The organism is Streptomyces sp. SID11385, from assembly GCF_010548245.1.
GTDB lineage: Bacteria > Actinomycetota > Actinomycetes > Streptomycetales > Streptomycetaceae > Streptomyces.
The window spans coordinates 16,969-30,961 of record NZ_JAAGLR010000237.1 but is presented as its reverse complement, the minus strand read 5'-3'; the positions used below and the strand labels follow the sequence as shown (position 1 = coordinate 30,961).

13 protein-coding genes are annotated in these 13,993 nt (G+C 72.2%); 12 read left to right on the top strand and 1 reads right to left on the bottom strand.

Going from position 1 to position 13,993, the window contains the following annotated elements; genetic code table 11:
- Positions 1-770, bottom strand: a 770-nt coding sequence (locus G3I42_RS07335; RefSeq protein WP_164283504.1) for a LacI family DNA-binding transcriptional regulator, incomplete at its 3' end; no start/stop codon positions are given.
- A gap of 88 nt (positions 771-858) precedes the next feature.
- On the opposite strand from G3I42_RS07335, the gene G3I42_RS07330 reads away from it, so the two are divergent.
- The 12 genes from G3I42_RS07330 (at position 859) to G3I42_RS07275 (ending at position 13,543) form a co-directional block, all read left to right on the top strand.
- Positions 859-2,070 carry an MFS transporter gene (locus tag G3I42_RS07330; RefSeq protein WP_164283502.1) on the top strand — a complete coding sequence of 404 codons (1,212 nt, stop codon included), beginning with the start codon at positions 859-861 and terminating at the stop codon, positions 2,068-2,070.
- Between the two features lie 100 nt (positions 2,071-2,170).
- Positions 2,171-3,532, top strand: coding sequence for a Pup--protein ligase (pafA, locus tag G3I42_RS07325; RefSeq protein WP_007829021.1), 1,362 nt, complete (start codon positions 2,171-2,173; stop codon positions 3,530-3,532).
- 280 nt (positions 3,533-3,812) lie between these two features.
- Complete coding sequence (locus tag G3I42_RS07320) at positions 3,813-4,838, top strand: FKBP-type peptidyl-prolyl cis-trans isomerase (RefSeq protein ID WP_164283500.1); 1,026 nt, start codon at positions 3,813-3,815, stop codon at positions 4,836-4,838.
- 142 nt (positions 4,839-4,980) lie between these two features.
- Positions 4,981-5,352 (top strand): FKBP-type peptidyl-prolyl cis-trans isomerase, encoded by a 372-nt coding sequence (locus tag G3I42_RS07315; RefSeq protein ID WP_164283498.1) that lies wholly within the window; start codon positions 4,981-4,983, stop codon positions 5,350-5,352.
- Positions 5,353-5,482: 130 nt separating this feature from the next.
- The gene (locus G3I42_RS07310; RefSeq protein ID WP_164283496.1) at positions 5,483-6,436 is read left to right on the top strand and encodes a WYL domain-containing protein; all 954 of its coding nucleotides are present in this window, start codon (positions 5,483-5,485) and stop codon (positions 6,434-6,436) included.
- A 148-nt stretch (positions 6,437-6,584) separates the two neighbouring features.
- A complete protein-coding gene (locus G3I42_RS07305) occupies positions 6,585-7,541 on the top strand; it encodes a WYL domain-containing protein (RefSeq protein ID WP_164283494.1) in 957 nt (318 codons plus the stop codon).
- A gap of 79 nt (positions 7,542-7,620) precedes the next feature.
- The gene (locus tag G3I42_RS07300) at positions 7,621-7,884 is read left to right on the top strand and encodes a hypothetical protein (protein ID WP_164283493.1); all 264 of its coding nucleotides are present in this window, start codon (positions 7,621-7,623) and stop codon (positions 7,882-7,884) included.
- A 38-nt stretch (positions 7,885-7,922) separates the two neighbouring features.
- Positions 7,923-8,150 (top strand): hypothetical protein, encoded by a 228-nt coding sequence (locus G3I42_RS07295; RefSeq protein ID WP_164283491.1) that lies wholly within the window; start codon positions 7,923-7,925, stop codon positions 8,148-8,150.
- Positions 8,151-8,371: 221 nt separating this feature from the next.
- Complete coding sequence (gene tatA, locus G3I42_RS07290) at positions 8,372-8,653, top strand: Sec-independent protein translocase subunit TatA (RefSeq protein ID WP_164283489.1); 282 nt, start codon at positions 8,372-8,374, stop codon at positions 8,651-8,653.
- A 59-nt stretch (positions 8,654-8,712) separates the two neighbouring features.
- Positions 8,713-9,663 (top strand): twin-arginine translocase subunit TatC, encoded by a 951-nt coding sequence (gene tatC, locus G3I42_RS07285; RefSeq protein WP_164283487.1) that lies wholly within the window; start codon positions 8,713-8,715, stop codon positions 9,661-9,663.
- A gap of 45 nt (positions 9,664-9,708) precedes the next feature.
- Complete coding sequence (locus tag G3I42_RS07280; RefSeq protein ID WP_164283485.1) at positions 9,709-10,620, top strand: YegS/Rv2252/BmrU family lipid kinase; 912 nt, start codon at positions 9,709-9,711, stop codon at positions 10,618-10,620.
- Between the two features lie 115 nt (positions 10,621-10,735).
- Positions 10,736-13,543, top strand: coding sequence for a DEAD/DEAH box helicase (locus G3I42_RS07275; protein WP_164283483.1), 2,808 nt, complete (start codon positions 10,736-10,738; stop codon positions 13,541-13,543).
- The last annotated feature ends 450 nt before the right edge of the window (positions 13,544-13,993 follow it).

Below are 13,993 nucleotides of genomic sequence, written 5' to 3'. Positions count from 1 at the left end.
GCCATCAGGTCGTCGTCGCACACGACGGCCGTGGGCCGCCCCGGCGTATCGAGCAGGCGCAGCGCGGCCTCGCGGGCGCCCGCGATCGACAGCGGGGCCCGCACGGTCGTCAGGCTCGTCCCGGCCAGGGCCTCGCCGAGGGCGGCGGCGCGGCTCGTGAACGTCCAGGAGTCCACGTCGGCGGCGAGGTGCGCGAAGCGCCGGTGGCCGAGCGCGCGCAGGTGCGCGGCGAGCTTCCGCATCCCGTCCGCGAGGGCGAGGTTGACCGTGGCGGTACGGGCTCCGGGGCGAGGGCGCGCGTCGAGCATCACCAGCGGCAGCGTGTCCCCGCGGATCGCGGCGAGCGCCTCGGCGGCCATCGAGGAGGCGAGGACCCCGTCGAGCGCCGCGCGTGCGGAGCCGAAGGGATCGCGCGCGGGGCCGATGCCCTCCGGCGAGGGGTAGAGCACGAGCCCGGTGCCGTGCGCGGCGGCGACCCGCGCGGCCCCCGTGTACACCCCGGCGAAGAACTCGCTCGTGAGCGCGGGCACGACGAGCAGCGCGGTACGCGTCCGCCCGAGCCGCAGGTTCCGCGCCGCCAGATTCGGCCGGTACCCGAGCCCGTCCGCCACCTCGCGCACCCGCTCGGCCGTGGCGGCCCCGACCCGCCCGCGCCACTTCCCGCTGAGCACGAGGGACACGGCCGCCTGCGAGACCCCGGCGGCACGGGCGACGTCCCGGCTCGTGGGGCGGGACGCGGAGTCGGGCGGGGGGCTGCCTGGGGCGGGCACGGGACTCCTTGGCGGCTGGACCGGTGGGCGAGGTCATGGTACGTATGGGCGGCGACGTTATACGTACAACCGAAGGGGTGGGGCGGGCATGGCGGGCGGATACCTGGAGGTGCTGCGGGCCCCGTACGCGAGCCGGCTGCTCTCCTCCACGCTCCTCGGGCGGCTGCCCAACGCGGTCGGGCACATCGCACTCGTCGTCTTCGTCCGCGAACAGGGCGGCGGCTACGCCCTCGCCGGGGCCCTCGCCGCCGTCTACGGGCTCGCCACCGCCGCCGGACAGCCGCTCCTCGGGCGCGCCGTGGACCTGCGCGGGCAGCGCGCCGTGCTGCTGCCCGCCGCCGTCCTCTCCGCGCTGGCCATGGCGGCCTTCGCGCTCACGGGGATCGGCCCCCGCCCCCTCGCGTACCTCCTCGTCGGCCTCGCCGGACTCACCACCCCGCCCCTGGAGGGAGCGCTCCGCGCGCTGTGGCCGAGCGTCCTCGGCCGCGCCGAGGACGTGCACACCGCCTACGCCCTCGAAGCGGTCGCGCAGGAGGTGATGTTCACCGTCGGCCCGCTCCTCGTCACGCTCCTGGTCGCCCTCCGTTCGGCGACGGCCGCGCTCCTCGTCGTCAACGTCCTCGGCGTGCTCGGCGCCCTCTCCGTCGTCCTGGCGCGGCCCTCGCGCGCCTGGCGCGGCGCCGCGCGCGAGGCGCACTGGCTCGGCGCGCTGCGTTCGCCCGGACTCCTCGCGCTGCTCGGCGCCTTCCTCTTCGTCGGCGTCGCGCTCGGCTCCATCACGGTCTCCGCGCTCGCCTACTCCGATGGGGCGGGCGGCGAGACGGCGTACGGCGGCATCATGGCCGCGCTCGGCGGCGGCGCCCTCGTCGGCGGCCTCGCCTACGGCGCCCGCGAGTGGACCGGCCGCCCCGAGCCCCGCCTGCGCCTGCTGGTCGCGCTGCTCGCGCTCGGCTACTTGCCCCTGCTCCTGACGCCCGGCCGGTACGCGATGACCGGCCTCGCCCTGCTCTCCGGCGTCTTCCTCGCCCCCTCGCTCGCCTGCGCGTTCGTCGCGGTGGACCGGCACGCTCCGCGCGGCACCGTGACCGAGGCGTTCTCCTGGCTCGTGACGACCTTCGGCGTCGGCAACGCGCTCGGCACCGCGCTCGCAGGGCCCGCGCTCGACGCGGGCGGCATCCGCGCCGGCTTCGCCGTGGCGGCCTGCGGCGGGGTGCTCGCGGCACTCGTCCTCCTCGTCACGGCACCGGTCCTGGAAGGCCGTACGGGCCGGGCGGCCGCGGCCGGGACGACCGGGCCCTGAACGACGGGGCAGGTCGGCGGGGGCGCCGTGCGGTGAAATTGATCCGAACCCTCACGCCCGAGCCGGTTTCAGGAAGTGGTCTGAGGCGTAATGTTCAAGCATGGACCGCCGCATTTTCGGGCTGGAGAACGAGTACGGCGTCACGTGCACGTTCCGGGGACAGCGCCGTCTGTCTCCGGACGAGGTGGCGCGGTACCTCTTCCGCCGTGTCGTGTCATGGGGCCGCAGCAGCAATGTCTTCCTGCGCAACGGCGCCCGGCTCTACCTGGACGTGGGCTCGCATCCGGAATACGCCACACCCGAATGCGACAACATCACCGAACTGGTGACCCACGACAAGGCCGGTGAGCGCATCCTCGAAGGCTTGCTCACCGACGCGGAACGCCGCCTGCACGAGGAGGGAATCGCGGGCGACGTCTATCTCTTCAAGAACAACACCGACTCAGCGGGCAACTCCTACGGCTGTCACGAGAACTACCTCGTGGCCCGGCACGGGGAGTTCTCCCGCCTCGCCGACATCCTCATTCCCTTCCTCGTCACCCGGCAGTTGCTGTGCGGGGCCGGAAAGGTGCTCCAGACCCCCCGGGGCGCGGTCTTCTGCGTCAGCCAGCGGGCCGAGCACATCTGGGAGGGCGTCAGCTCGGCGACCACCCGTTCCCGGCCGATCATCAACACCCGCGACGAGCCGCACGCCGACGCCGAGCGCTACCGCAGGCTCCACGTCATCGTCGGCGACTCGAACATGTCCGAGACGACCATGCTGCTCAAGGTCGGCGCCACCGACCTGGTCCTGCGCATGATCGAGGCCGGCACGGTCATGCGCGACCTCACCCTGGAGAACCCGATCCGGGCGATCCGCGAGGTCAGCCACGACATCACGGGCCGCCGCAAGGTGCGCCTCGCCAGCGGCCGGGAGGCCAGCGCCCTCGAAGTCCAGCGCGAGTACTACGAGAAGGCGCTCGACTTCTGCGAGCGCCGCGGCATCAACACCGGCACCGTCGCCCAGGTCCTCGAACTGTGGGGCCGGACCCTCGACGCGATCGAGTCGGAGGACCTCGACCGCATCGGTACCGAGATCGACTGGGTCATGAAGTACAAGCTGATCGAGCGGTACCGCGCCAAGCACAACATGACGATGTCGAACCCGCGGGTCGCGCAGATAGACCTCGCCTATCACGACATCCACCGCCGCCGGGGGCTGTACTACCTCCTGGAGAAGAAGGGACAGGCCGCGCGGATCTGCAACGACCTGCGCATCTTCGAGGGCAAATCCGTTCCCCCGCAGACCACGCGGGCGCGGCTGCGCGGTGATTTCATCCGCCGCGCGCAGGAGCAGCGGCGCGATTTCACCGTGGACTGGGTGCACCTCAAGCTCAATGACCAGGCGCAGCGCACGGTGCTGTGCAAAGACCCCTTCAGGTCGGTCGACGACCGGGTGGAGAAGCTGATCGCCGGAATGTGACCGGCGGTTTATGAAAACAGGGGCAATTCCTTTTCCCCGCACGGAGCCACCGAAACCTGTGAAAAGGCCGGGCACGCGCTGTGCCCGGCCTTTCCGTGCCCCCGAACTGCTGGTTTCACCGCCCGCGGCCGGGCTGTTTCGCCGCCGGGGCCGGTAAGGGCGCCGGGTGTGCGCCCGGCCCCCCGCGCGCACCTCGCTGAAAAGCGCCGCCGCGTTCCCTGCCGTCGTGGTGGGAGGGCCTAGAGTGACGGAACCGTATCCGCAACACTCTGGGGATCTTGTGCATCGCCGACTCGCAGCCTTCATCATCGTGCCCGCCCTGGCACTCGTCGCCACCGCCTGCGGTGGTGACGACGACAGCAAGGACAAGGCCGATTCGTCCAGCTCGCCCTCGGCGTCCGCCCCCGCCGAGTCCTCGGCGCCCAAGCCGGTCTCCTCGGCCTCGCCCATGCCCACGGTCTCCGGCGCCAAGGACAAGCAGCCCAAGATCACGATCCCCAAGGGCGAGCCGAGCAAGAAGTTCGTCGTCCACTCCGAGAGCGCGGGCGACGGCAAGACGGTGCAGAAGGGCGACTTCGTCTCCTTCGACTTCACGGGCAAGATCTGGAAGGGCGCGAAGAACTTCGGTTCGACGTACGAGAAGGGCGGCCAGCCCCAGGTCATCAAGGCCGGCTCGGCCGGGATCATCCCCGCCTTCGCGCAGTCCCTCGCCGGGCACAAGGAGGGCGAGCGCGTCCTCGTCGTCGCCCCGCCCTCGGCCGGCTTCGGCGCGCAGGGCAACCAGCAGGCCGGGGTCGCCGCCGACGACACCCTCGTCTTCGTCGTCGACATCAACAAGATCGTCCCGACCACCGAGGTCAAGGGCACGCAGGCGTCGATCCCCTCGGACCTGCCGCAGATCAAGGTCGACGACAAGACCCACAAGGCCGACATCACGATCCCGAAGAACGACCCGCCCAAGAAGCTCACCAGCAAGGTGCTCATCCAGGGCAAGGGCGAGAAGATCGAGTCCGGCAACAACGTGATCATGGATTACAGCGGTGCCGCCTGGAAGATCAACGAGGGCAAGAAGCCCGCGACGCTCTTCGACACCTCCGCCAACCGCGGCGAGCCCTTCGTCACGCCGATCGGCACCGGCGCCGTCATCCCCGGCTGGGACAAGGGCCTCGTCGGCAAGCACGTCGGCGACCGCGTCCTCCTCGTGATCCCGCCGGCCGACGGCTACGGCGACCAGGCCCAGGGCGACACCCTGCCGGCCAAGTCCACCCTCGTCTTCGCCGTCGACATCGTCGGCGTCGCGAAGTAGGCGCCCGCGGCGTACGGCCCCCGCGGCATACCGCCCCCGTCCGCGCACCGCGCCGACGCCCGGTGACAGACTGGGCCATGAACGACGGACCGCCCCGCCGCCCGCGGCGGGGCGGTTCTCCTGCCAACACTGGAGCCTTTACGTGAGCATCGAGAAGCCCGAGGTCGACTTCCCCGGCGGCGAGCCCCCGGCGGAGCTGGAGATCAAGGACATCTGGGAGGGCGACGGCCCCGTGGCGAAGGCCGGGGACAACGTCCGCGTCCACTACGTCGGCGTGTCCTTCTCCACCGGCGAGGAGTTCGACGCGAGCTGGAACCGCGGCGCCCCGCTCGCCTTCCCGCTCGGCGCAGGCCGCGTCATCGCGGGCTGGGACCAGGGCGTGCAGGGCATGAAGGTCGGCGGTCGCCGCCAGCTCATCATCCCGCCGCACCTCGCCTACGGCGAGCACGGCGCCGGCCGCGCCATCGGCCCCAACGAGACGCTGATCTTCGTCTGCGACCTCGTCTCCGTCTGAGCCGGGCCGCGGGCGTGCGGAGCCACGCCCGAACTTTTCCCGCGCCCCCGCGGGGCGGTACGGTCGACGCTGACGAACAGCGGCAATGATCCCCGCGCGGGCGGGGGCGGCCCCGGCAGAGAGGGCGTCGATGGCGATTGCCAAGGCCGAGCGGCTCATGAACCTCGCGCTGTGCCTGCTCGGGACCCGCAGGCCGCTGAGCAAGCGTGAGCTGCGCGAGTCCATCGAGGCGTACCTCGAAGCCGCCTCGGACGAGGCGTTCAACCGCATGTTCGAGCGCGACAAGGACGACCTGCGCGAACTCGGCCTCGTCATCGAGACGGTCGAAGGGCTCGACGGCGAGACCGGCTACCGCGCCGGCCGCGACAGCAACCGCCTGCCGCCCATCACGCTCGACGCCGAAGAGGCCGCGGCCCTCGGGCTCGCGGCGAAGGTCTGGCAGCAGGCCCGGCTCGCCGGGGCCGCGAGCGGCGCCCTCCAGAAGCTCCGCGCCGCCGGCCTCCCCGAGGACGTCGACCCCTACGGCACCCACACCGCGCTCGAACCGCGCATCCCCGTGCACGAGGCCGCCTTCGAACCCCTCATGCTCGCCTGCCGCGACCGCCGCCCCGTCGTCTTCGACTACCGCAAGTCCACCGCGCCCCGCCCCGAGGCCCGGCAGGTCGAGCCCTGGGCCCTGGAGTGCTGGCGCGGCCACTGGTACCTCGCCGGGTACGACCGCGAGCGCGGCGCCGAGCGCGTCTTCCGCCTCTCCCGCATCACCGGCAAGGTCCGCGCCACCCGCGGCGCCTTCACCAGCGAGGTCCCCCCGGTCGTCACCGTCCGCGAGACCGTCGCCGCCTGGGCCGGCGAGAGCGCCGACCGCAGCGCCTTCATCCGGCTGCGCGCGGGCTCCGGCTACCCGCTGCGCGCCAAGGCCATCAACGTGCGCTCCGTGGACGGCGAGTGGGACGAGCTGGAGATCCCCTACGGGCACGGGCTCGACGCCTGGCTCGTCGAGTTCGGCCCCGACGTGGTCGTCCTGGAACCGGCCGAGCTGCGCGCGGACGTACGCGAGCGGCTGCGGGCCGTGGCCGGGAGCTGAGCGGGCCCCCGCCACGCAGAGGCCGCCCGCCCGGGCCCCGTGCCCCGAGAAGTCCCGTCTCCGAGAAGTCCCGAGAAGTCCCGTCTCCGAGAAGTCCCCGACCCCCACGCCCCGACCACGCCCCCCGATCACGAGAAGGAGCAGGCACATGGCGGCCAACGCCATCGACCAGACCCGGCGGATGCTCTCGCTCGTCACGTACCTGCGCGAGCGCCCGGGCGCCTATGTCGCCGACGTGGCCCGGGCCTTCGGCATCACCGAGGACGAACTCATCTCCGACCTCGACGTGCTGCCGCTGTGCGGCACCAGCTTCCGCGGCGGTGACCTGCTCGACATCGACACCGACGGCGAGCGCATCTGGTGGCACAACGCCGACGACGTCGCGGCCCCGCTCCGGCTCGCCGCCGACGAGGCCACCGCGCTCCTCGTCGCCGCCCGCGCCGTCACGACGCTGCCCGGACTGCGCGAGAGCGACCGGCAGGCCCTCCTGCGCGCGACCGCCAAGCTGGAGACCGCCGCGGGGGACACCGCGGGGGCGAGCAGCAGGCTCTCGGTGACCTTCGAGTCCGAGGGCGGCGTCTTCGCCGAGGTGGACCGCGCGATCGCCGAGCGGCGCCGGCTGTGGCTGCGCTACTACTCGCCCGCGCGCGACGAGCTGACCGAGCGCGAGGTGGACCCCATCCGGCTCTTCGCCGTGGGGCACACCTACATGGAGGCGTGGTGCCGCCTCTCGGAGGACCGCCGCACCTTCCGTCTCGACCGTGTCGCCGCGATCCGTATCCTCGACGAGCCCTCCGCGCCCCCCGAGATGGAGCTGCGGGACCTGTCGGCCGGACTCGTGCAGCCCGCCGCCGACGACCCCGAGGTCACCGTCGAGGTCGCGCCCGCCGGGCGCTGGGTCGCCGAGTACTACCCGCACGACAAGGCCGAGGAACTCCCCGACGGCGGACTGCGCATCACGCTGCGCACCCCCGACCCGGCCTCCCTGCGCCGCCTCGCGCTCCGGCTCGGCGCCGACGGCCGTATCGTCGCCCCCGAGGAACTGGCCACGAGCGCCCGCGAGGCGGCACGGCGGGCCCTCGCCGCGTACGGCGAGGAGCGGTGAAGTCCCGTACGGCCGCCCGGCACAGCGGGCCCGCCCGCGACGGTGCGCCCGGCCCAGACCGCGAGAGGGAGACAGCCCCGTGACGTCCGCCGAAGGAATCCTCGAAGCCACGGGCGGCACCCACGGGCGGCTTTACCGCGCCGCGTGCCCCGAGTGCGGCGCCCGCTTCGAACTCTCCGCCGCCGCACTGCGGCTCGCCATCGGCGGCAGCCGCAAGACCACCTTCTACTCCTTCACGTGCCCCGAGTGCGGCGAGTCGGTCCGCAAACCGGCGGGGGAGCGGATTGTGGAACTCCTCACAGAAGGCGGCGTCCGCACGCTGCGGCTGCACTCCGCCCTCTGATCCCGGCTCACCGCACCCAAGGAACTAGGCTCGCGCGCATGCCCTCGCCCTCCGCTCTCTCCTGGTCCATGATCGCCGTCGCCCTCGGCTTCGCCGGGCTCGCTGTCCTCGGGGTTCTCGGGGTACGGGTGTGGATCGAGGTCCGCCGCCTGGGCCGCCAAGTGGCCCGCACCTCGCAGCGGATCAGCGAGGCGACCGGGGACCTGGAGCGCGCGGCGACCGGTCTCGCCCGCACCTCGGGCAGCCTGCCGTCCCAGCGGCGGTGAGCTACCGGGCGCCGCGACCTGTCATAATCCCCGGCCCTCCAGGTACGCTGCTGGCGCGGCCCGGAGCGAGGCGCGGGTCGCGCTACCGGGAATGCGCACAGGGATAGCCCCGTGTTCACCTGTGAGCGCTACGATCGCGGAGCGTACGGAAACCGGACGAGTGTCCAGCTCCCGCTCGCAGCTCCCCATCCCCGCCGCCTCGGTGAGAAGGTAGTACGCCTATGTTCGGAAAGATCGGCGCCCCCGAGATCATCCTCATCCTCGTCGTCGTGGTGCTGCTGTTCGGCGCGAAGAAGCTTCCGGACATGGCCCGTTCGCTCGGCAAGTCCGCTCGCATCCTCAAGAGCGAGGCGAAGGCGATGAAGTCGGAGGGCAAGCAGGACGAGGCCGCTCCGGCCGACCCGCCGGCCGACCAGGCCGTGCCGCGCACCATCCAGGCCGCCCCCGGCGACGTGACCAGCTCCCGCCCGGTCGCCGAGCCCTCGGACACGCCCCAGCGCTGAGCACCCACGCGGCGCCGGAGCGGACCGGCGCCACCGTACGCACGAGATGAGGACGTGGGTTGCTGAAGTCTGCCCGCACACACGCCGAGAAGGACCCCGAGGGGCGCATGCCGCTCATGGATCATCTCCGTGAGCTGCGCAACCGCCTGGCCAAGGGGGTCCTGGCGATCGTCGTCGTGACGATCGTGGCCGCGTTCTTCTACCAGGACATCGTGGACCTCGTCACGCGCCCCATCATGCACTCGGTGGGGTGCGAGCAGGCGTTCTCCGACCTCGCGCGGCGCGAGAAGGGCGAGTGCGCCAGGATCGTGATGAACGGGCTGCTCAGCCCCTTCAGCCTGGCGATCAAGGTGTCGCTCATGGCGGGCGTCATCGGCTCCTCGCCGATCTGGCTCTACCAGTTGTGGGGCTTCGTCGCGCCCGGCCTGCACCGCAACGAGAAGAAGTACGCCGTCGGTTTCGTCGCCGCGGGCGTTCCGCTCTTCCTCATGGGCGCCTTCCTGGCGTACCGCACCCTGCCGACGATGGCGGAGGTGCTGATCGGCTTCACCCCCGACAACACCGAGAACCAGCTCCCCCTCGACGACCTGCTCAACCTGATCACCCGCATGGTGCTGGTCTTCGGGGCCTCGTTCGAGCTGCCGCTGCTCCTCGTCATGCTCAACCTGACGCATGTCCTCACCGGCAAGCGGATGCTGAGCTGGTGGCGCTGGATGATCATGGGCATCACGGTCTTCGCCGCTGTGGCGACCCCCAGCACCGACCCGGTCAGCATGTTGGCACTCGCCGGGCCCATCTGGGTCCTCTACTTCGGCGCCACGATCTTCTCCCTCCTCAACGACCGGCGCCGCGTGCGCAACGACCCCTACGCGGGTCTCGACGACGACGAGGCCGCCCCCCTCGACCTGACTCCGGCCGACATCGGCGAGGTCGAACGGGTCGGCTCGCCCCGTTCCCTCCCCGAGCAGACGGACCGCGACCGGATCAACGGCTACGACGACGTGACCTGAGACCGCCCCTGTCCCGCGGGCCCTACCGGACGGTAAGGTCACGCCGTGACCAGCGAGATCACCCTCTTCGTCAACCCCACCGCGGGCCGCGGCCGAGGCGCGGCGGCGGCGCGGCCCGCGGCCCGGGTCTTCCGGGACGCGGGCTTCCGCGTGCGGACGGTCGTCGGCGTGGACGCCGAGGACGCGGACTCGCGCGCGAAGGAGGCCGTCGCCGCGGGGACGGACGCGCTCGTCGCGGTCGGCGGGGACGGACTGCTCGCGCTCGCCCTCGGGGCCGTCGCCGGCACCCGTACCCCGCTCGGCGTCATCGCGGTCGGCAGCGGCAACGACTTCGGGCGCTCCCTGGGCCTGCCGGTACGGGCGCCCGCCGAGGCCGCCGGGGTCATCGCGCGGGCGCTGCGCGCGGGGACGTACCGCGCCATCGACCTCGGGCGCGTCGCGGGCCGCTGGTACGGCACCGTCCTCGCCACCGGCTTCGACTCGCGCGTCAACGACCGGGGCAACCGGATGCGGCTCCCGCTCGGCCGTTTCCGCTACGACCTCGCGATACTCGCCGAACTCGCCGCCTTCAAGCCCACCACGTACCGGCTGCGCCTGGACGACGGGCCCGTGCGCGAGATCGAGGCGACGCTCATCGCCGTGGGGAACTCGACCTCGTACGGCGGCGGCATGCGCATCTGCGCGGACGCGCGCCTCGACGACGGGCTCTTCGACGTCACGGTCGTCGGGCCGTGCGGGCGCGGGACGCTCCTCAAGGTCTTCCCGCGCGTCTACCGGGGCACCCACCTCTCGCACCCCGTCGTCACGAGCCACCGCGCGGGCCGCGTCGAACTCGACGCGGCGGGCCTGACGGGATACGCGGACGGCGAGCCGCTCGGCCCCCTCCCGCTCACGGCCACGGCGCACCCGGCAGCCGTACGGCTGCTCGCGCCGCCGGTCAAGCCGGCCCGGGCCTGACGCCGGGCACGAGCCGGACGGAACTCCCGCGGCGCGCCGGTGACCAGCGACGACCGAGCTGGTCGGTTTTTATGATCGTGTTCTGTCGGCCCAGGCCGGTAGGCTCGATCACACGATGACAGAGGACCTCTCCCCGGCCGAGCGGTACGCGGCCAGCCGCCGTCGCACCGCCGAAGCCGCCACCGCGCTCGGTGCCTTCCGCGAGATGTACGAGTTCGGGCTCGACCCCTTCCAGATCGAGTCCTGCCAGGCCCTGGAGGCCGGCAAGGGCGTACTCGTCGCGGCGCCCACCGGCTCCGGCAAGACGATCGTCGGCGAGTTCGCCGTGCACCTCGCCCTGCGCCAGGGCAAGAAGTGCTTCTACACCACGCCCATCAAGGCGCTCTCCAACCAGAAGTTCGGCGACCTCAGCAAGCGCTACGGCGCCGACAAGGTCGGGCTGCTCACCGGTGACAACAGCGTCAACGCGGACGCCCCCGTCGTCGTCATGACGACCGAGGTGCTGCGGAACATGCTCTACGCGGGCAGCCCGGCGCTCACCGGGCTCGGCTACGTCGTCATGGACGAGGTGCACTACCTCTCCGACCGCATCCGCGGCGCCGTCTGGGAAGAGGTGATCATCCACCTGCCCGAGTCGGTCACGCTCGTCTCGCTCTCCGCGACCGTCTCGAACGCCGAGGAGTTCGGCGACTGGCTCGACACCGTCCGCGGCGACACCGAGGTCGTCGTCTCCGAGCACCGCCCCGTACCGCTCTTCCAGCACGTCCTGGCCGGGCGCCGGATGTACGACCTGTTCGAGGAGGGCGGGGGCCGCAAGCGCGCGGTCAACCCCGACCTGCTCCGCATGGCCCGCATGGAGGCCGGGCGCACCGGCTACGGCGGCAGGCGGCGCGGGCGCGAGGCCGACCGGGAGCGCGAGCGCCGCCAGCGGAGCCGGACGTGGACCCCGGGCCGTCCCGAGGTGATCGACCGGCTCGACTCCGAGGGACTGCTCCCCGCGATCACCTTCATCTTCAGCCGCGCGGGCTGCGAGGCCGCCGTGCAGCAGTGCCTCTTCGCCGGGCTGCGCCTCAACGACGAGGCCGAACGCCTCGCCGTGCGCGAGATCGTCGAGGAGCGCACCGCCTCGATCCCGCCCGAGGACCTGCACGTCCTCGGCTACTTCGAGTTCCTGGAGGGCCTGGAGCGGGGCATCGCCGCGCACCACGCCGGGATGCTGCCGACCTTCAAGGAGGTCGTCGAGGAGCTGTTCGTACGGGGCCTGGTCAAGGCCGTCTTCGCGACCGAGACCCTCGCGCTCGGCATCAACATGCCGGCCCGCTCCGTCGTGCTGGAGAAGCTCGTCAAGTGGAACGGGGAGCAGCACGCCGACATCACGCCCGGCGAGTACACCCAGCTCACCGGGCGCGCCGGGCGGCGCGGCATCGACGTCGAGGGGCACGCGGTGGTGCTGTGGCAGCGCGCCATGAGCCCCGAGCACCTCGCGGGCCTCGCGGGCACCCGTACGTACCCGCTGCGCTCCAGCTTCCGGCCCTCGTACAACATGGCCGTCAACCTGGTCCAGCAGTTCGGGCGGCACCGCTCGCGCGAACTCCTGGAGACCTCCTTCGCGCAGTTCCAGGCCGACCGCTCCGTCGTCGGCATCTCCCGCGACGTCCAGCGCAACGAGGCGGGGCTCGCGGGCTACAAGGAGTCGATGACCTGCCACCTCGGCGACTTCGAGGAGTACTCGCGGCTGCGCAGGCAGCTCAAGGACCGCGAGAACGAACTCGCCCGCGAGGGCGTCAGCCAGCGGCGTGCCGCCGCCGCGGCCGCGCTGGAGAAGCTGCGCCCCGGCGACATCATCCACGTGCCGACGGGCAAGTTCGCCGGGCTCGCCCTCGTCCTGGACCCGGGCGTTCCGGCCGGGCGCGCGGTCGGGGGCCGCCGCGGGCGCGACTTCGACGCCTTCGACGGGCCGCGTCCCCTCGTGCTCACCGCCGAACGGCAGGTCAAGCGGCTCAACGGCGTCGACTTCCCCGTGCCCGTCGAGGCACTGGACCGGATGCGGGTGCCGAAGTCCTTCAACGCGCGCAGCCCCCAGTCCCGCCGCGACCTCGCCTCCGCGCTGCGCACGAAGGCCGGGCACCTCGTCCCCGAGCGGCACCGCAAGGGCCGTGCCGAGGCCGCGGACGACCGCGAGATCAACCGGCTGCGCGCCGAGCTGCGCGCCCACCCCTGCCACGGCTGCGCGGACCGTGAGGACCACGCCCGCTGGGCCGAGCGCTACCACCGGCTGCTGCGCGACACGAAGCAGCTCGAACGCCGTATCGAGGGCCGGACGAACACCATCGCGCGCACCTTCGACCGGATCGTCGCGCTCCTGACCGAACTCGACTACCTGCGCGGCGAACAGGTCACCGAGCACGGCCGGCGGCTCGCGCGGCTCTACGGGGAACTCGACCTGCTCGCCTCCGAGTGCCTGCGCGCCGGGGTCTGGGAGGGGCTCGGCCCGGCCGAGCTGGCCGCCTGCGCCTCCGCGCTCGTCTACGAGTCGCGCTCGGGGGACGACGCGGGCGCGCCCAAGGTGCCCTCGGGCAAGGTGACGTCGGCGCTCACCGAGATGGTGCGGATCTGGGGGCGGCTCGACGCGGTCGAGGAGGACTTCGGGATCAGCCGGACCGAGGGCGTCGGCCAGCGCGAGCCGGACCTCGGCTTCGCCTGGGCCGCGTACGAGTGGGCCTCGGGCAAGGGGCTCGACGAGGTGCTGCGCGAGGCGGAGATGCCGGCCGGGGACTTCGTGCGCTGGACCAAGCAGATCATCGACGTCCTCGGCCAGATCGCGGCGGCCGCCCCGGGCCAGGGGAGCACGGTGCCGAAGGCCGCCCGGCGGGCGGTCGACGGGCTGCTGCGCGGAGTGGTCGCGTACACGTCGGTGAGCTGAGAATTTCCGGCGATCAATTTCAGTCGCTACCGATCGGAATTGATCCCGAAAGCAAGAAGGCGGGCTTTTTTCTCCTGCGGGAGAAAGGAGCCCGCCTTCTTTTGTGCGAAAAAGTATTAGCGCATGTGTGCGTCGGTGGAGCCGAAAGAGTGAACGCAGGGCCTCTGACCTGCGGTGACTCCCGGCGGTCGAGGTGGAACAAGCCGCTTTCCCCGGCGCCGTTGGCGTATAAATGGGCTCGATTCTAGGCCGTGCGCGGTGCGCAGTGGGCTTGCTCGCGGAATATGACACCCGGCGCGTCGAGGCGCACTAGGCTCACCGACGCAGCGCCCCGGTCCCCCGGTCGTGTCCTTCGCGCATGTTCGCGCCCCGGACCGGATCGCGCCGTCCTTTCCGTCGATCGCGCTTGAGGGCATACATGGTGAGTGTCGCTTCACCCCCCGCTTCGCC